The 17,123-nt window shown below is 68.0% G+C and carries 16 protein-coding genes; 8 read left to right on the top strand and 8 right to left on the bottom strand.

Translation table 11 applies throughout. From position 1 onward, the window contains the following. Positions 1-24: 24 nt before the first annotated feature. Both LFM09_RS25590 and LFM09_RS25585 read left to right on the top strand, forming a co-directional pair. On the top strand, positions 25-1,182 hold the full coding sequence (locus LFM09_RS25590; RefSeq protein ID WP_414099065.1) for a sensor histidine kinase: 1,158 nt from the start codon (positions 25-27) through the stop codon (positions 1,180-1,182). A 426-nt stretch (positions 1,183-1,608) separates the two neighbouring features. Then, positions 1,609-2,922 carry an amidohydrolase family protein gene (locus LFM09_RS25585; RefSeq protein ID WP_414099064.1) on the top strand — a complete coding sequence of 438 codons (1,314 nt, stop codon included), beginning with the start codon at positions 1,609-1,611 and terminating at the stop codon, positions 2,920-2,922. 28 nt (positions 2,923-2,950) lie between these two features. Here the strand turns inward: LFM09_RS25585 and LFM09_RS25580 are convergent, their stop codons facing one another. Next, a complete protein-coding gene (locus LFM09_RS25580) occupies positions 2,951-3,628 on the bottom strand; it encodes an SDR family oxidoreductase (RefSeq protein WP_414099063.1) in 678 nt (225 codons plus the stop codon). 14 nt (positions 3,629-3,642) lie between these two features. Between LFM09_RS25580 and LFM09_RS25575 the strand changes: the two genes are divergently transcribed. Next, entirely contained in the window at positions 3,643-4,818 is a 1,176-nt protein-coding gene (locus LFM09_RS25575; RefSeq protein WP_414099062.1) for an MFS transporter, read from the top strand. On the opposite strand, the gene LFM09_RS25570 is transcribed toward LFM09_RS25575, so the two are convergent. From LFM09_RS25570 to LFM09_RS25550, 5 genes are all read right to left on the bottom strand, one after another. Continuing rightward, positions 4,791-5,207, bottom strand: a complete 417-nt coding sequence (locus LFM09_RS25570; RefSeq protein WP_414099061.1) for a DUF3455 domain-containing protein — start codon at positions 5,205-5,207, stop codon at positions 4,791-4,793. The two genes, LFM09_RS25575 and LFM09_RS25570, sit on opposite strands and share 28 nt — an antisense overlap. A gap of 395 nt (positions 5,208-5,602) precedes the next feature. Then, positions 5,603-6,145 (bottom strand): DUF3455 domain-containing protein, encoded by a 543-nt coding sequence (locus LFM09_RS25565; RefSeq protein ID WP_414099060.1) that lies wholly within the window; start codon positions 6,143-6,145, stop codon positions 5,603-5,605. Between the two features lie 117 nt (positions 6,146-6,262). After that, positions 6,263-8,356 carry a PhoX family protein gene (locus LFM09_RS25560; protein WP_414099059.1) on the bottom strand — a complete coding sequence of 698 codons (2,094 nt, stop codon included), beginning with the start codon at positions 8,354-8,356 and terminating at the stop codon, positions 6,263-6,265. 129 nt (positions 8,357-8,485) lie between these two features. Continuing rightward, the gene (locus LFM09_RS25555) at positions 8,486-10,501 is read right to left on the bottom strand and encodes a PhoX family protein (protein WP_414099058.1); all 2,016 of its coding nucleotides are present in this window, start codon (positions 10,499-10,501) and stop codon (positions 8,486-8,488) included. A 57-nt stretch (positions 10,502-10,558) separates the two neighbouring features. After that, the gene (locus LFM09_RS25550) at positions 10,559-11,725 is read right to left on the bottom strand and encodes an MFS transporter (RefSeq protein WP_414099057.1); all 1,167 of its coding nucleotides are present in this window, start codon (positions 11,723-11,725) and stop codon (positions 10,559-10,561) included. A 66-nt stretch (positions 11,726-11,791) separates the two neighbouring features. Between LFM09_RS25550 and LFM09_RS25545 the strand changes: the two genes are divergently transcribed. Together LFM09_RS25545 and LFM09_RS25540 are read left to right on the top strand one after the other, a co-directional pair. Next, on the top strand, positions 11,792-12,421 hold the full coding sequence (locus LFM09_RS25545) for an HAD family hydrolase (RefSeq protein WP_414099056.1): 630 nt from the start codon (positions 11,792-11,794) through the stop codon (positions 12,419-12,421). 9 nt (positions 12,422-12,430) lie between these two features. Continuing rightward, positions 12,431-13,177 carry an SDR family NAD(P)-dependent oxidoreductase gene (locus LFM09_RS25540; RefSeq protein WP_414099055.1) on the top strand — a complete coding sequence of 249 codons (747 nt, stop codon included), beginning with the start codon at positions 12,431-12,433 and terminating at the stop codon, positions 13,175-13,177. Here the strand turns inward: LFM09_RS25540 and LFM09_RS25535 are convergent. Further along, positions 13,155-13,706, bottom strand: coding sequence for a hypothetical protein (locus LFM09_RS25535; protein ID WP_414099054.1), 552 nt, complete (start codon positions 13,704-13,706; stop codon positions 13,155-13,157). The genes LFM09_RS25540 and LFM09_RS25535 overlap by 23 nt on opposite strands. A 113-nt stretch (positions 13,707-13,819) precedes the next feature. Here LFM09_RS25535 and LFM09_RS25530 point away from each other — a divergent pair, with 113 nt between their 5' ends. The 3 genes from LFM09_RS25530 to LFM09_RS25520 all read left to right on the top strand — a co-directional run bounded on the left by LFM09_RS25530 (position 13,820) and on the right by LFM09_RS25520 (position 15,979). Further along, complete coding sequence (locus LFM09_RS25530) at positions 13,820-14,689, top strand: DNA-processing protein DprA (RefSeq protein ID WP_414099053.1); 870 nt, start codon at positions 13,820-13,822, stop codon at positions 14,687-14,689. 88 nt (positions 14,690-14,777) lie between these two features. After that, entirely contained in the window at positions 14,778-15,179 is a 402-nt protein-coding gene (locus LFM09_RS25525) for a phosphoribosyltransferase (protein ID WP_414099052.1), read from the top strand. A 65-nt stretch (positions 15,180-15,244) separates the two neighbouring features. Then, positions 15,245-15,979 (top strand): SDR family NAD(P)-dependent oxidoreductase, encoded by a 735-nt coding sequence (locus LFM09_RS25520; RefSeq protein WP_414099051.1) that lies wholly within the window; start codon positions 15,245-15,247, stop codon positions 15,977-15,979. 40 nt (positions 15,980-16,019) lie between these two features. Here LFM09_RS25520 and LFM09_RS25515 read toward each other — a convergent pair whose 3' ends face one another. Then, a complete protein-coding gene (locus tag LFM09_RS25515; protein WP_414099050.1) occupies positions 16,020-17,102 on the bottom strand; it encodes an inositol-3-phosphate synthase in 1,083 nt (360 codons plus the stop codon). Positions 17,103-17,123 lie beyond the last annotated feature (21 nt).

The following is a 17,123-nucleotide window of genomic DNA, read 5'->3' as shown; positions in this document are numbered from 1 at the left end:
CCTTCCGGCTTTACCGTGTACTGCGTGGAGAGCACGGAACTGAACTGGCGGTTGCTCGCCAAACGCCAGTGGCCGCTGGCGCTCTCGCTCACCGGCATCGCCATCGCGGAAACCGGGTCGATCAACACCGCGCTCGGCTGGTGGCAGGTCCCCGGTGTGCTGGTCATCTGCGTGATCGCGGTGCTGGCACCCCGCCGTCCGTTCGACGCGGCACTGGCACTGGCGTTCGCAATCGTCTGCGTGGCGCTCTACATGCGGTTTCTCGGCGTCGCGTTCGAGCCGCACTTCTTCTTCAGCGGTGCCAACGTCTCCATCACCGGTGCCGCGATGGCGACCATCGCGGTGCTCGTGCGGGAGGTGCCGCAGTGGCGCGCGGTGTCCGGCACAGTGCTGGTGGTGGCCGCGATGGTGGCCGCGGAGGTCCTCGGCTGGCCGGTCGTCGCGCCCGTCGAGTACCGCGAGTACGGACCGGACACCACGTCTTATCTGTTCGGCGCGAGCATCCTGCTGGTGCTGGCCGTCGGCAGCGGGTTGTACTTCCGGGCCCGTGACAACGAACGCGCGTCTCAACTGGCTGCATCCGTTGCGGCAGCACAGAACGCCGAGCGGATGGCGTTGGCGCGCGAACTTCACGACGTGGTCGCGCACTACGTGACGGCGATCGTGGTGCACGCCCAGGCCGGCCAGATGAACCGCGAGGTCGACGTGCTGCCGTCCATCGCCGCTTCCGGCACCGAGGCGCTCACGGCGATGCGCCGTCTGGTGGGGACGATGCGGGACGGCACTTCTTCCGGGCCTGCCGCGTCTTCGTCGTTGGTGGACGACGTGCGCACGCTGGCCTCGGACTCCGGACTGCCCGTGCACCTGTCGGTCGATCTGCAGGACGCGGTGCCGCAGGAGCTGGCCCGGTCGGTGCTGCGACTGGTGCAGGAATCGCTGACGAACACCCAGAAGCACGCGGACGCGGTGTCCTCAGTGGACGTCGCACTGTCCTCTGGGGACGGTTCGCTGCGACTGTTCGTGGCGGACGACGGGGTCGCCTCGGACGTTCCCGTTGGTGGCTCGGGAGGTTACGGGCTCGTGGGCATGCGCGAGCGCGTGGAACTGCTAGGCGGTACGTTCTCCGCAGGCCGACGCGAACCGACTGGGTGGACGGTTCGCGCCGAACTGCCGCTTGCCTAGCGCTCGTCGCGAATGACGTCGAACTCCTGCGTCATCTCGACATCGCTGAACTGGTCGTCGTTCTGAGGGTCGATGTCGGCCACTGATGCCTCCGCATGATCACGCCCGGTCCCGTGCGGATGTGATCATGCCAACTCAACCCCGAGTCGGCGGCTTGGGGGTGGCGGGCTTCTGCGCGCGCCGGAAGTTACCACTGGACTTGCACGGCTTCTTCGACATGATCATGTGACGCCGACCCCGTCTCGCTGGTTGCCTGCGGATGCACAAAGGGCCCGCCGGGTGATGCTCGACGGGCCCCTTGGTTGGGGAGAAGTTTCTGATCGGGGCGGACCCTGGGGGTCGGCCCGCCCCGACGGAGGCAGGATTCCCACGCGTCACAGATGTATGCGTGCTTGTGACTGGCATCACAGTGGCAGGATTCCGTGCATGTCACTGCGCCTCCACGCCCCGGTGGTCCTGCCCTGCGACCCGTCCTGCTCCGTCCTGCGGGACGCCGTCGTGGACGTGGTCGACGGGCGAATCACCTATGTGGGTGAGCTTTCCGGCGCACCGGCCTTCTCCGGCGAGGTGCGCTCTTTGTCCGGCATCCTGCTGCCCGGCCTCGTCAACACCCACGCGCACAGCCCGATGACGGTGCTGCGCGGACTGGGCTCGGACCTGCCGCTGCTGCGGTGGCTGCAGGAGCAGATGTGGCCGAACGAGGCGCGGATGACCGCTGCCGACGTCGGTGCGGGCATGCTGCTGGGCGCCGTGGAGATGCTGCGGCACGGCGTCACCACGTCCACCGAGATGTACTTCCACGGCCCGGAGCTGGTGTCCTCCGTGCTGGCCGCCGGCTCGCGGGTGGTGTTCGGCGCCGCGATCCTCGACGTGCCGGGGATGTCCTGGAAGTCGATGACCGACGAGATCACCGCGTGGATCGACGCCGATGGGCTGCGGTTCGGCCCCGGCGAACGGGTCGAGCTCGCGTACGGGCCGCACTCCGCCTACACGTTGGCGCCAGAGATGCTGACCGCAGTGGCTGTTGAGGCTCGGGCGCGCGGGGCGTTGTTGATGGTGCACGTCGCGGAGTCGCCGGAGGAGGACCTGGCGCAGCGTGCCTCGCATGGCTCGGTGCCCGCGCTGCTGAAGGCTTCGGACGTGCTGGGCGGCCGGGTGTTGTCCGCTCACTCCGTGCATCTGTCAGACGACGACATCGCGCTGTACGCGTCGTACGGCGTGGGTGTGGCGCACTGTCCCGGCTCGAACGCGAAGCTCGCGTCGGGCATCGCGCGAGTGCCGGCGATGCTGCAGGCCGGGGTGAACGTCGGTCTCGGCACGGACGGTCCCGCGTCGAACGACGATCTGGACCTGTTCGAGGAAGCCCGGCTCGCGGCGATGTTCGCTCGGGTCTCCGCGATGGACGCGACCGTGCTCGGGGCGGCTCAGGCGCTGCTGATGGCGACTCGGGGTGGGGCTGCTGCGCTCGGCCGGGACGACATCGGTGCGCTGGAGGCTGGGCGTTGGGGCGATGTCGTGCACATCGCGGCTGATGACCCGGCCTTTGCGACCGGGTTGGACGCGCCGGATCCGCAGCTGCTGGCGAACCTCGTGTGGGGGTCCGGGTCCCGGCGGGTCACCGACGTGTGGGTGGCCGGTGACCACGTCGTGGCCGGTGGGGAGTCGACTCGGGTCGACCGCCAGGAGGCCCAGGCCGGGGTGACCGCGGTGGCCCAGCGACTGCGGAGCGTCACCAGCTAGCCACAGTTGTTGATGGATCTGTGGACAACTACCTCGGCCGGGAACGCACGGTCACCTCGGTGATGTGGGCGTCGGGCGTCGCCAGCACGGCCGACGCCACCGCCCGCCCGATCGAGTCCGGGTCGATGTACTGCGTGGGGTCGTACTCGCCGCCCTCCTGGCGGCGCACGCTCTCCTGCATCGGCGTGGCGGTCCGTCCGGGGTAGACCGTGGTCACGCGCAGCGCCGGCTCGTCGCCGCGCAGGGCGTCGGCGTAGGCGCGCAGGGCGAACTTCGAGGCCGCGTAGACGCCCCAGCCCGGGTTGGCGTTCTGGCCGGCACCCGAGTTGATCAGCACGACGTGGCCGCCTGCGGTGCGGAGCTGGGGCAGGACCAGGTTGGTCAGTTCGGCCACGGCGAAAACGTTCACGTCGAACGTCTGGCGCCAGTCGGCCTGGGTCGCCTCGGACAGCGGGCCCAGCAGGGCGATGCCCGCGCTGTGCACGAGCACGTCCAGGCGCGAGACGACGCCGAGGTCGGCGCTGGCCGCGTTCGTGAGGTCGAAGGGCCAAGCGGTTGCGCCGGGGAGTTCCGCTGCCAGCAGGGACAGGGACGTTTCGTCGCGTCCACCTAGCAGGAGATCGTGAGTTGGGGCCAGACTGCGGGCGATGGCCGAGCCGATTCCGCTGGATGCCCCGGTGACGAGGGCGACCGGACGATCACTCATGGGGGAACCGTAACGTGCCGAGGAAGTTGATCCTGCCGTATCTGGGCCTGCTGTACTTCATCAACTACCTGGACCGGGTCAACATCGGGTTCGCCGGGCCGAACGGGATGTCGGAGGAGCTGAAGCTCTCGGCGACCGTGTTCGGGTTCGCGTCCGGGGTGTTCTTCATCGGGTATCTGCTGCTCGAAGTGCCGAGCAACCTGGCGCTGCACCGGTTCGGGGCGCGGAAGTGGATCGCCCGGATCATGGTCAGCTGGGGGATCGTCGCCACGGCCATGGCGTTCGTGCCCAACGGGACCGTGCTGATCGTGCTGCGGTTTCTGCTCGGTGTGGCGGAGGCCGGGTTCTTTCCCGGGATCATCCTGTACCTGACGTACTGGTACGCGGAGAAGGAGCGGGCGCGGATCGTCGCGCTGTTCATGGTGGCGGTGCCGATCTCGACCGCGCTCGGGGCCACGTTCAGCGGGTTGCTGATCCAGTGGACGGACTGGCGCACGATGTTCCTGATCGAGGGGCTGCCGGCGATCGCGCTGGCGTTCGTGACGTGGTTCTGGCTGCCGGACAAGCCGGACGAGGCGATCGAGGAGCCGCAGAAGGAGCACTGGCCGCTGCGCAAAGCCCTCACTCACCCGCGCGTCCTGGCGTTGAGCTTCGTGTACTTCGGGATCGTGTACGGGCTCTACACGCTGGGGTTCTTCCTGCCGACGATCATCAAGGGACTGGCGCCCGGAGCGGGCATCGTCGAGCGCGGGTTGATCAACGCGATCCCGTACGTCCTCGGTGCGGTCGCCATGGTCCTGTGGGCCAGGCACGGAGACCGCACCGGAGAACGGAAGTGGCACGTCGCCGCGCCCATGTTGCTGGGAGGTGCGGCCATCCCCGTCGCGCTGTACCTCAGCAACCCCGTCGCCGCGATGGTCGCGGTGAGCGTCTGCGCGATCGGTGTCTGTGCCGCCCTGCCCACGTTCTGGGCACTCCCGACCAGCTTCCTGGGTGGCACGGCCGCGGCGGGCGGGATCGCGTTGATCAACTCGTTGGGCAACGTGAGCGGGTTCGTCGCGCCGTATGTCACCGGGTGGCTGCGTGACATCACCGGGACCCAGAAGACCGGACTCTGGGTCGTCGGCATCACGATGGTCACGGCAGCCGTGGTGGCGCTCGTTCAGCGAGCGGGTTCGGAGAAGGTGTAGAGCGCCTCGTAGTGCACGGACGTCTGGGCGCCCTCCTGGCATCCGCCCGCCGGTGCGAGGCCGCCCTTGGTGGCGAGGCGCTGCACGTAGCCGACCTTGCCGAACACGCCCTGGCCGCGCACGGCCTTGGCCTTCAGCAGGAGCTCGGGAACGGCTCCTGGAACCTCGTTGCGGGCGCCGTCCACCGGTGCGGCCTCGACTGCACTTCCGTCGACGGTGGACACCCAGATCGGCCCACGCGAGTGCAGTCCGACCGCGCGTCCGAGCCGGTCAGCCAACGTGGCGGCCGGTTCCAGGCCCTTCCACGCTCCGGCCGTGCAGGTGTAGGTCTGCACACCCTTGGCGTAGAACCTCGCGACGAGCTTGTTGCCCGGTGGANATCGGCCCACGCGAGTGCAGTCCGACCGCGCGTCCGAGCCGGTCAGCCAACGTGGCGGCCGGTTCCAGGCCCTTCCACGCTCCGGCCGTGCAGGTGTAGGTCTGCACACCCTTGGCGTAGAACCTCGCGACGAGCTTGTTGCCCGGTGGAACCTGAACCGCGGGCGCGACCTTCGCGCCCGCGGCGTCCACGTCCGGGGTCGGCGCGGCGGTGGAGCCGACGCCTCCGATGGCGAAACCGAGAAGAGTTGCGGAAACGAGCACAAGACCAGCACGCTTCATTACTCACTCCAAAGTAGACAGTGCGACGTGTCTCTCGTTTGAGCGGTGCAGCCACCAGGTCCTACGGACTGATGGCCGCACCGGTTCAAACGACTTCGTGGAGTGATGAGAGCGCTACCACGCGTCAGGAGGCCGGGGCGAAGAAGGTGTAGAGGGCCTGGTAGGGCACAGAAGCCTGGTCACCGGCCTTGCACCCGCCAGAGGGGGCGACGCCGCCCTCGGTGGCGAGGCGCTGGATGTAGCTGACCTTGCCGAACAGACCGTCGCCGCGCACGGCCTTGGTCTTCAGCAGCAGCTCGGGAACGGCGCCCTTGACGTCGTTCTTCGCGCCGTCGACCGGGGTCGCCTCGACCGCACTGCCGTCCACAGTGGACACCCAGACCGGGCCGCGGGAGTGCAGGATGATGGGCTTGCCGTCCTTGTCGACCAACGTCGCAGCGGGCTCCAGACCCTTCCACGCGTTCGCGGTGCAGGTGTACGTCTGGACGCCTGTGGCCTGGTATTTGCCGACCAGCTTCTGGCCGGCGGGGACCTGGACCGCCGCGGCGACCGGGGCATCCGGCGAAGCCTGGGCGACCGGGGTGGGAGTTGCGGTGCCGGGCGTGGTGCCGCACGCAGCAAGACCCAGAAGAGCAGCAGTACCAACGAAAAGAGCAACACGGCGCACGACTAACTCCAAAGTAGACAGCCTTTGTGGACCTTCCCTCGGCTGTCCGCGGTGCAGCCACCCATCACACGGACGGGTGGCTGCACCGGTTCATTCCACTTGAGTGAGCCAGACCACTCAGTCGCAGATCTTGCGACGGTCCTTGCGCCACACCACCGCGACGGACGGACGCGGCTGCGAGGTGCCGCCGTCCGGCCAGTGCGACAGCGGGTTGTTCGCCGACGCGCCGTCGATCTCACCGGGGTGCTGCACGGACACCAGCACGAAGTCCTCGGTGATGACCGGGCCGCAGGTCTCCGCACCCTTGGGCACGGTGAGGAACTGCTTCACCTGACCGCGACGCTTGCCGGAGACCGGCACCGCGAACAGGCCGTCGTTGGAGCCCAGCGCGTTGCCGTCCGTGGAGATCCACAGGTTGCCGTGCGAGTCGAACGCGACGTTGTCCGGGCACGAGATCGGGCTGACCTGCGACTTGTCGAAGCCGCCGAAGTACGTGCCGGGGTCCTTCGGGTCACCGCAGACCAGCAGCAGCTTCCACGAGAAGGTGGTCGCCGTGTTGTCGCTGCGGCGCTCCTCGATCTCCAGCACGTGACCGTGCTTGTTGCCGTTGCGCGGGTTGGGCTCGGTCGGGCCTTCCTTGCCGGCCTTGCCGCGGTCGGTGTTGTTGGTGAGCGCGGCGTAGATCCGGCGGTTGTGCGTCGAGGGCTCGACGTCCTCCGGGCGGTCCATCTTCGTGGCGCCCACCTTGTCGGCGGCCAGGCGCGTGAAGACGTAGACCTCCTCGGCGGTGAAGCCCGGCACGAACGACTTGTCGTTGTGCGCCAGCGCGATCCACTCGCCGCTGCCGTCGAACTCGCCGTCCTTGGGCAGCGTGCCGTCACCGGTGATCTCGGCGGCGGGGCTGTCGCCGGTGAACTTGGCGACGTAGAGCGTGCCCTTGTCCAGCAGGCGCTTGTTGTGCTCGCGGGCTCGCTTCGAGTTGCCCTTCATGTACTTCTCGTCGGTGACGAACTTGTACATGTAGTCGAAGCGCTCGTCGTCACCCATGTACGCGACCACACGGCCATCGCGAGCGACGATGACGTTCGCACCCTCGTGCTTGAAGCGCCCGAGCGCGGTGTGCTTGACCGGCGTCGACTTCGGGTCGAGCGGGTCGATCTCGACGATCCAGCCGAAGCGGTTGGCCTCGTTCGGCTCCTTGAGCAGGTCGAAGCGCTTGTCGAAGTTCTCCCACTTGCGCGTGGTCGCGCCACCGGTGATGCCGTAACGGGCGAACTTGGCCTTGGTGTCAGGGTCGGTGACCTGGCCGCCGTTCGCGAAGTACTGGTTGAAGTTCTCCTCGCCGGACAGGATCGTGCCCCACGGCGTGACGCCACCGGCGCAGTTGTTCTGCGTACCGAGGACGACCTTGCCGGACGGGTCGGCGGAGGTCTTGAGGTACTTCGAACCGGCGGCGGGGCCACGCACCTCGAACGGCGTGGTGAGCGTGATCCGGCGGTTGTACTTCTCCATGTCGTCCGGGCAGACGAACAGCTTGCCCGTGCGGGGGTCGCGGTCGACCATCACGATCGACAGGCCGTGCGCGGCCCACGCGATCTTGGCGTGCTTCTCGGTGACCTTGTCCGCGGCCCAGTCCTTGAACATGAAGGTCTCGGACGTGTACTCGTGGTTGCTCACCATGAGCCAGCTGTCGTGGTAACCGGGCACCGGGACGAGGCCGCAGAAGTCGTTGTTGAAACCGAACTGCTTGGCCTGCGCCTCTGGGGTCTGGTTGTCGAAGTCGAACTTCGGCGCGTCCGGCAGCACCGCGTCGCCCCAGCGGATCACGACGTCCTGCTGGAAGCCCTTCGGCACGCTGATCTGGTCGAGGGTGTTGGGCTGCACCGGCTCGAAGTTCAGACCGCCGGGGTCGCGGCCGAAGCCGAGGTCCAGGTCGACATCGACGTTCACCGGAGCGGCGGCGGCCGAGCCGGACATGGCGAGCGCGCCGGCGCCCGCGACGGCGACGACCGCACCGGCCTTCAGCATGCCGCGGCGGCTCACGACCTCCTTGACGACGTCGCCGAAGTACGCGTTCTGCGACGAGTTGGGCGCCTCGTGCGAACACGCGTTGCCGCAGCGGAACTCGCAGGTGACAGCCTGACGCCCGAGCGGGTGGTTCGTCGGGAGCAGGGGCAGCAGGCGGCGGCCCCGATCGGTGGGTGAGGACACGCAGGCCTCCGAGATCGGTCAGTGTGGGAACTGGCCGAACCTAAGAGCCCAACGAGATCGCCTGCCGTCCACGAGGTGAACGGCAGGCGAACACGTACTACACCCGAACGGTTGTCGCACGCAGGGTGATCAACCGATTTCACCCAGCTGACGACGGCCCTTGCGCCACACCGCGACGACCGACGGACGAGGCCGCGAGGTACCCCGGTCCGGCCAGTTGGAAGCGGGCTTGTCGGCGCTCGCGCCGTCCACCTCACCGGGGTGCTGGACGCACACGGTGATCACCCGCTCGCCGATCACCGGACCGCACGTCTCACCGCCGCGCGGCACCGTGAGGAACAGCTTGAGATGGCCCCGCTCCGGCCCTTCCAGCGGCACGCCGTAGAGGCCGTCGTTCAGCCCGTCGAGCTTGCCGTCGGCGTCCGTGGAGATCCACAGGTTGCCGTGCCGGTCGAACGCCACGTTGTCCGGACTGGAGATCGGACTCACCTGTGACTTGTCGTAGCCGCCGAAGTAGGTGTTCGGGTCGTCCGGGAAGCCGCACACCATGAACAGGCCCCAGTTGAACGTCAGCGAGAGCGCGTCGCCACGGCGTTCGACCAGCTCCAGCACCTGCCCGTGCCGGTTGTTGATGCGCGGGTTCGGCTCGGTCGCGCCTTCCTTGCCAGGCGTGACACCACGTTCGGTGTTGTTGCTCAGCGCGCAGTAGACCGTGCCGGTGCGCGGGTGGCACTCGATGTCCTCGGGGCGGTCCATCTTCGTCGCGCCGACCTTGTCCGCCGCGATGCGCGTGAAGACGTACACCTCCTCGGCGGTCATACCGGGCACGAAGGACTTTTTGCCCGCTGCCAACGGAATCCACTCACCGGAGCCGTCGAACTTGCCGTCTGACGGCAGCTTTCCGGTGCCGTCGATCTCACTCGCCGGGCTGTCGCCCTTGAAGCGCGCGACGTACAGCGTGCCGTCGTCGAGCAGCGTCATGTTGTGGCGGCGCGCGGCTTTGCTGTTGCCGCGCTTCATCTTGCCGTTGGAGATGAACTTGTAGATGTACTCGAACCGCTCGTCGTCACCGGAGTACGCGACGACACGGCCGTCGTCGGCGACGCGGATGTTCGCGGTCTCGTGCTTGAACCGGCCGAGGTGCGTGTGCTTGATCGGCGTCGAGTCCGGGTCGTGCGGGTCGAGCTCGATGACCCAGCCGAACCTGTTGACCTCGTTGGGTTCCTGCGCGAGGTCCCAGCGCTTGTCGAAGCGCTCCCACTTGCGCGTGGTCGCCGTCCCGGTGACGCCGTACCGGGTCAGCCTCGGGTCGTTGCGGCCGGCGGCGTTGCCGAAGTACTGGTTGAAGTTCTCCTCGCCGGACAGGATCGTGCCCCACGGCGTGACGCCGCCGGAGCAGTTGTTGATCGTGCCGAGAACACGCTTCCCGGTGGGGTCCACGGAGGTCTTCAACAGGTCGCTGCCCGCGGCCGGGCCACGCACCTCGAACGGCGTGTGCAGGGTGATGCGGCGGTTGTACCTGCTGAAGCGCGGCCGGTAGTGGCCAGAGAACAGCGAGCGCTTGATCATGAACACCGAGAGGCCGTGCGCGGCCCAGGCGACCTCGACCTGGTCCCTGGTCGGGTTGTTCGCGTCGTAGCCGCTGAACATGAACGGCTCGCTGGTGTACTCGTGGTTGGTGACCATGATTCCGGTCAGTTCCAACGGGTCGAGCGGCAGGATCGCGGCGAAGTCGCAGTTGAAGCCGAACTGCTTGGCCTGCTTGGCCCCGGTCTGGTTCTTGAAGTCGAACTCGGGGACGCCGGGGAAGAGCGGGTCGCCCCAGCGGATCACGATCCCCTGCTCGTACCCCTCGGGGATCACGACCTCGTCCTTGGTGTTGACCTGGACGGGCTTGAAGTCGAGTCCCCTGGGTGGGCGCCCCTTGGACTCGGGCTCGGCGGCAGCAGCGGTGCCGGCGGGCAGTGCGGTGGCGGCAGCGACGACCGCACCGGCCTTGAGCGCGGTGCGGCGGCTGATCAGATCGCCGAAGTAGGGGTTGTCAGAAGTGTTCGGGACGTCGTGGAAGCAGGCGTCGCCACAGCGGTACTCGCAGGTCACCGCTGCTCTGCCGATCCTGTGGTTGACGAGCGGCAGGGGGATCATGGTGGTGGCCTCCTACGGTCGGTGCGGGAACCGCAACCGACCGTAGTTCACCCTTCGTTAACCCACTAGCTGCTCGCTCGCGATCACGACTTCCGTCGGTACCTCGCGGGTGTCGGTGCGGTTGAACGTCAGCAGCAAGGCCGCGACCGCGCAGAGCACCGCCGCCACGACGAACGGCTGCGCGAGGTGGCTCACGAACGTCGCCGCCAGCGCACCGCCGAGCCAGCGCAGGAAGTTGTACCCGGCGCTCGCGACCGGCCGCGGCGCGTCGCTGACGCTCATCGCGGTGCCGGTGAACAGTGTGTTCAGCAGCCCGCTGACCAGGCCGCTGACGATCACCGCGACCACCAGCAACGGCTTGCTCGGGACCGCCATCACGAGCATGAGCAGCGCGAACGCGAGGACCGATCCGATGATCGCGTTCTTCTCTCCGATCCGGTCGGCCAGCCGCGGCGCGAGCAGGACGCTGGAGACCGCGACGCACACACCCCAGCCGAAGAAGATCAGTCCGATCTCGACGGCACCCCACCGCAGGACGAACGGCGACCACGCGAGCACCGTGAAGAACGCGGCCGTGTAGAGCGCGGCACCGATCGAGGTGCGCAGCAGGACGGGGTTCTTCAGCGCCTTCAGCGGGTCGAGCAGGCTGATCCTCGGACGTTCGTGGTGGGAGTCCTCGGCCAGGAAAGTTGCGCAAAGGATCAGCGCGACGGCCATCAGGATCGCGGTGCCGAGGAACGGCCCGCGCCACGAGATGCTGCCGAGCAACGCCCCCAGCAGCGGCCCGACGCTCAGACCGAGACCGAGCGCGGCCTCGTAGAGCAGGATCGCCGCCTTCTGCCCACCGCTGGCCGCGCCGACGATGACGCTGAGCGCGGTGGCGATGAAGAACGCGTTGCCGAGTCCCCAGACTGCCCGCAGTCCCACGAGCTGGCCGATGCTCCCTGCCGCCGAGCACGCCAGCGTGGCGATGACGATCAGCGCGAGCCCGCCGACGAGCGTGCGCTTGGCCCCGAACCGCGCGGTCGCGGCGCCGGTGAACAGCATCGCGACGACCTGGACGCCGAGGTAGGAGGAGAAGAGGAGGGTGACCTGCGCGGGTGTTGCGTGCAGACCCTCCGCGATGGACAACAGGATCGGGTCCACGAGCCCGATCCCCATGAAGGCGATGACCGCGGCGAACGCCGTGATCCACACCGGCTTGGGCTGAGCCTTGAAATTCACTTAGCTATACTAAGCTTTTTCACTTAGCATGGCGAAGTATTCTGCGCCACACGGTACGGTCTCGGTGTGGATGCGGTGATCTTCGACCTCGACGGCGTGCTGATCGACTCCGAACAGGTGTGGGACGAGGTGCGCCAGGACTTCGCGGCACGTCACGGCGGTGTGTGGACTCCCGAGGCGACTCGGGCCATGCAGGGGATGTCGACGCCCGAGTGGGGCTCCTACCTCGTGTCCGCGGTGGGCGTTCGGTTGACGCCTGCCGAGGCTTCCGCCGGCGTGATCGCCGAGATGGAGAAGGCCTACGCGGCGCATCTGCCGGTGATTCCCGGTGCGGTGGAGGCTGTCCGGGAAGTGGCCTCGCGGTTTCCGGTCGCGATCGCGTCCTCGGCTCCGGCCGTGCTGATCAAGGTCTTCCTGGACGTGACCGGCCTGCCCGTGCCCGTTGCGGTGTCGTCGGAGGAGTGCGCGGCCGGCAAGCCGTCGCCGGACGTCTACCTGCTGGCGGCGTCGCGTCTCGGGGTTTCGGCTGGTTCTTGTTACGCCGTCGAGGATTCGACGAACGGGCTGCGTGCCGCGCTGGCCGCGGGGATGACCGTGCTCGCCGTGCCGAACCCGCACTTCCCGCCTGCTCCAGAAGTGTTGTCGAAGGTGACGGTTCTGTCTTCAATCGCGGATCTGCCAGGTGCCCTGACGTAACTTCCGCACATGCTGCTGCGGGACAAGGTCGCCCTGATCACGGGCGCCTCAACGGGAATCGGTGCGGCCGCCGCTCGCTTGTTCGCGGCCGAGGGGGCCTCGGTGGTGCTCGCCGCCAGGTCCGAGGACAAGATCGCTGCACTGGCTGCCGAGATCGGCGGCGTCGCGGTCGTCACGGATGTCGCGTCGGATGAGGACTGCGCGCGGGCCGTATCGGTTGCGGTGGAACGGTTCGGCCGCCTGGACGTGGCGTTCAACAACGCCGGCATCGGCCCCGACGGCGTGGTGCTGACCGACAGCACCGCTTGGGACACAACACTTTCGGTCAACCTGACCGGCGTCGCCCAGTGCATGCGCCACGAGATCCGCGCGATGCTCTCGGGCGGTGGCGGCGCGATCGTCAACAACGCCAGCACCGCCGCGTTCTTCGGCACCGCGTTCGCCTCGGCGTACTCGGCCGCGAAGCACGGCGTGATCGGCCTGACCAAGACCGCCGCCTCCGAGTACGGCAGGCACGGCATCCGGGTCAACGCCGTGAATCCGGGCGTGATCGACACGCCGCAGACCGGCCCGTGGCTCTCGATCCCCGGCGAACGCGAACGCGCGGCCACCTGGAACGCCTTGAAGCGCCTGGCCTCGCCGTCGGAGGTTGCTGAAGCCGCCCTGTGGCTGCTGTCGGACCGCGCGTCGTTCGTGACCGGCGCCGAACTGGCCGTCGACGGCGGCTACACGGCTATTGCGCCGGGCGTGGGCTGACGAAACTGATCGCGGCCATGCCGATCGCGAGGCACGTGCAGGCGATGACGCCCTTGGGCCAGTAGATGTGGCTGCTGAGGAACAGGAAGCTGCCGACCAGCAGGAAGGCAGCTCCTGGGATCGCCTTGAGCCTGTGCTTGACCAGCGCGCAGACCGCGATCGCGATGCTGGCCGCGAAGAAGCACCACGCGCCAACGGTTCCGAGCTGGTTGCCGATCTTGAAGACCGGAGTGGCGGCGTCTCGGGCGTCGTTCAACGTCATGGCGCCACCGCCGATGCCCGCCAACGCGTCCAGCGCTCCGTAGAAGACGACGTACCCGAACGCTGCTGCGCGGCCGAGGTAGCGCACGGGCTTCGGGGCGTCTTCGAGCAGAACCCATTGCGCGGCACCGAGGAGCGGGAAGATCACCGCGAGGATGATGTGCATGTCCCGCCACCACTGGGCCGTCGACGCGTCGAGGTGATGCGGGTGGGTCAGGCCGATGGCGGCGAGGACCAGGCCGGGGAGGGCGACGAGCAGCGTGCGCACCGGCCGAACCTAGCGGTGATCACCACTTTCCCGGCTGGACTCGCCCACTTTCGGGCGATTCGAACCAGCGGGTCGAACCTGTGTTTGACAGGATGTGGGTGTGGTGAACCGGCGTGAACAGGCAGCGCTGCTGCTCGCACTCCGCGACAGCGAGCGCGGCTGGGCCGACGTCACGAACGCCGTCGAGGAGTCCGGATCCGCGGAGTCCGTGCTGGAATCGCTGCTCACTCCCGACCAGCCCACACTCGAACATCTCCAGGCGGCTCGACCCCGTCGAGAAGGAGATCGAGTCCTGGGCGGACGAGGGAATCAACCTGGTCACCGTGCTGGACGAGGAGTACCCGGTCCAGTTGCTGATGGTGCACCAGCGACCGCCTTTCCTGACGTGCAGGGGCTTTCTCGACCCCGCCGACCAGTTCGGCGTCGCCGTCGTCGGCAGCAGGCACGCCACAGCTCGTGGACTCCACATCACGCGCGAGATCGCGACAACGCTGACCAAGCACGACATCACGGTCTTCAGCGGTCTGGCCGCAGGTGTCGACACCGCGGCGCATCGAGCCGTTGTGGACGCCGGAGGGCGCACGGTGTCCGTTGTCGGCACGGGCCTGCGCCGCTGCTGCTACCCGGCGGAGAACGCGGAGTTGCAGCAAGAGATCGCCAGGACCGGAGCGGTCGTGTCCCAGTTCTGGCCGGACGCCGGTCCCGCGAAGCACCACTTCCCGATGCGCAACGCCGTGATGAGCGGCTGCAGCGTCGCAACCGTCGTGGTGGAAGCGAGCGAACACAGCGGCACCCGGATCCAGGCACGGCTCGCGCTGGAGCACGGCCGGCACGTCTTCTTCCTGCCCGAGGTCGTCTCCGGCACGACGTGGGGCCAGGAAGTGGCCCAGCGGCCGAACACGACCGTCCTGGAAGGTCCCGACCACCTGTTGCGCGTGCTCGACGAGCTGCGCGCCGGAGTCCCGGACCTGATCGACCTCTGACGTGAGCCCGCTCAGCCGCATCCTCGAGCGGTACCAGAACATCCTCGTTTCGCCCCCGAATCGCGGACCGAACGTGTGCACCACGTGCTTGCGTCCCACAGACGGTTACGTGCGTTGCTCGCAGTGCAACGGCCATGTCCGTGAGTTCGGAGCGGAGTTGGCCGACGAGGTCGTGATCATCTCGATGGCGGGCAGAGGTGGGCAGTTGGCCCACGTGCTGGCGAAGTACAAGTACGGCGAGCGCCCGGAGATGCGCAGGCAGTTCACCGACGAGCTGGCATATGTGCTCGCGACGTTTCTCGCGAAGCACAAGCGCGTGCTGCTCATCGATGATCAGTGGACATCGGGCGCGAGCCTGCAGTCATCGGCGATCGCGCTCAAACGGGCAGGAGCGGCGCGGGTCGTGGGCCTGGTCATCGGACGGCGGGTCGACGCGGAACCTTCAGGCTCGTTCGACTGGGATGTCTGCCCCCTCTGTCAGCAAGGCTGATGCTGAGCACCAGAACCGGGATCGGGTGATTCCCGCCGCCCCGGTCTGTCCCTAGCCTCGCGCTCATGACGCAACGAGTTGCTGTGGTCACCGGCACCGCGCAGGGCATGGGCCTGCGGATCGCGGACGTGCTGCGCGAGGACGGGTTCGCCGTCGTCGGCTTCGACCTGCAGGAGAGCAAGGACGGGATCGTCGGCAACGTCGCGAGCGCCGAGGACGTCCAGCGCCTGACGGACCACGTCATGAGCACCCACGGCAGGGTGGACGTGCTGGTCAACAACGCGGGGATCGCCGGCATCGTGCCGTTCGAGGAGACCAGCCTCGACCAGTGGGAGCGGATCATGGCGGTCAACCTGACCGGGCCGTTCCTGCTCACCAAGGCGCTGGGCAAGGTCATGCTCGCCCAGGGCTCGGGCAGCGTCGTCAACATCGCGAGCGTCGCCGGGCTGCAGGGGGTGGCGGACCGAGCTGCGTACAACACGACCAAGCACGGGCTGATCGGGCTTACGCGGACACTCGCCGTCGAGTGGGGCGGGCGGGGGATCAGGGTCAACGCCGTGTGCCCCGGCTGGGTCAAGACCGAGATGGACGTCGAGTCGCAGGCCGGCGGTTATTACGTCGACGAGGACATCACGAACCACGTGCCGGCCAACAGGTTCGCGGTACCGGACGACATCGCTCAGGCCGTGAGGTTCCTGGCCAGCGACAACGCGCGGTACATCAACGGCGTCGCGCTGCCCGTCGACGGCGGGTGGACCGCGGACGGCAGCTGGCAGAAGCTGCGGCTCTCCAAGCGGTAGAACGACGGGCCGCCCTCACGTGAGAGGGCGGCCCACCACGTCACTCGCCGCGGATGAAGGACTCGACGGCCGCGTGGGCCTCGGAGTCCGAGTACTGCACGGGCGGGGACTTCATGAAGTACGACGACGCCGAGAGGATCGGGCCGCCGATGCCCCGGTCGAGGGCGATCTTCGCCGCGCGGACCGCGTCGATGATGATGCCCGCGGAGTTCGGGGAGTCCCAGACCTCCAGCTTGTACTCCAGGTTCAGCGGCACGTCGCCGAACGCGCGGCCCTCAAGACGCACGTAGGCCCACTTGCGGTCGTCGAGCCACGCCACGTAGTCCGACGGGCCGATGTGGACGTTGTCCTTGCCGATGTCGCGGGACAGCTGCGACGTCACGGACTGGGTCTTGGAGACCTTCTTGGACTCCAGGCGCTCCAGCTCCTTCATGTTCAGGAAGTCCATGTTGCCGCCCACGTTCAGCTGCATGGTGCGGTCGAGCTGGACGCCGCGGTCCTCGAACAGCTTCGCCAGCACGCGGTGCGTGATGGTGGCGCCGACCTGGGACTTGATGTCGTCACCGACGATCGGCACACCGGCGGCGCGGAACTTCTCCGCCCACTCCGGGTCCGACGCGATGAAGACCGGCAGGGCGTTGACGAACGCCACACCGGCGTCGATGGCGCACTGGGCGTAGAAGCGGTCGGCGTCCTCGGAGCCCACCGGCAGGTACGACACGAGCACGTCGACCTCGGCCTCGCGGAGCGCGGCGACCACGTCGACCGGCTCGAAGTCCGACTCCTCGATCGTCTCGCGGTAGAAGCGACCCAGACCGTCCAGCGTGTGCCCGCGCTGCACGACCACGCCCAGCGGCGGCACGTCTGCGATCTTGATGGTGTTGTTCTCGCTGGCCACGATGGCCTCGGCGAGGTCGACACCGACCTTCTTCGCGTCTACGTCGAACGCGGCGACGAACTCGACGTCGCGCACGTGGTAGTCACCGAACTGCACGTGCATCAGGCCGGGCACGCGGGTGCTCGGGTCGGCGTCCCGGTAGTAGTGGACGCCCTGCACCAGCGACGCCGCGCAGTTGCCAACCCCGACGATGGCCACGCGAACGGTGCGGCGGTTTCCGCCCATTGCCCAGTCCTCCTTGATCAA

The organism is Lentzea alba (assembly GCF_047445655.1).
Lineage (GTDB): Bacteria > Actinomycetota > Actinomycetes > Mycobacteriales > Pseudonocardiaceae > Lentzea > Lentzea alba_A.
Note: the sequence above shows the minus strand (reverse complement) of the source record. Positions and strands in the feature narration are given on the sequence as shown.

What these genes read in the sequence shown, in the direction of transcription:
- LFM09_RS25585 (WP_414099064.1), top strand. Translation starts at nt 1,609, where the DNA reads ATGTCACTGCGCCTCCACGCCCCGGTGGTCCTGCCCTGCGACCCGTCC.
- LFM09_RS25580 (WP_414099063.1), bottom strand. Translation starts at nt 3,628, where the DNA reads ATGAGTGATCGTCCGGTCGCCCTCGTCACCGGGGCATCCAGCGGAATC.
- LFM09_RS25555 (WP_414099058.1), bottom strand. Translation starts at nt 10,501, where the DNA reads ATGATCCCCCTGCCGCTCGTCAACCACAGGATCGGCAGAGCAGCGGTG.
- LFM09_RS25540 (WP_414099055.1), top strand. Translation starts at nt 12,431, where the DNA reads ATGCTGCTGCGGGACAAGGTCGCCCTGATCACGGGCGCCTCAACGGGA.
- LFM09_RS25520 (WP_414099051.1), top strand. Translation starts at nt 15,245, where the DNA reads ATGACGCAACGAGTTGCTGTGGTCACCGGCACCGCGCAGGGCATGGGC.
- LFM09_RS25515 (WP_414099050.1), bottom strand. Translation starts at nt 17,102, where the DNA reads ATGGGCGGAAACCGCCGCACCGTTCGCGTGGCCATCGTCGGGGTTGGC.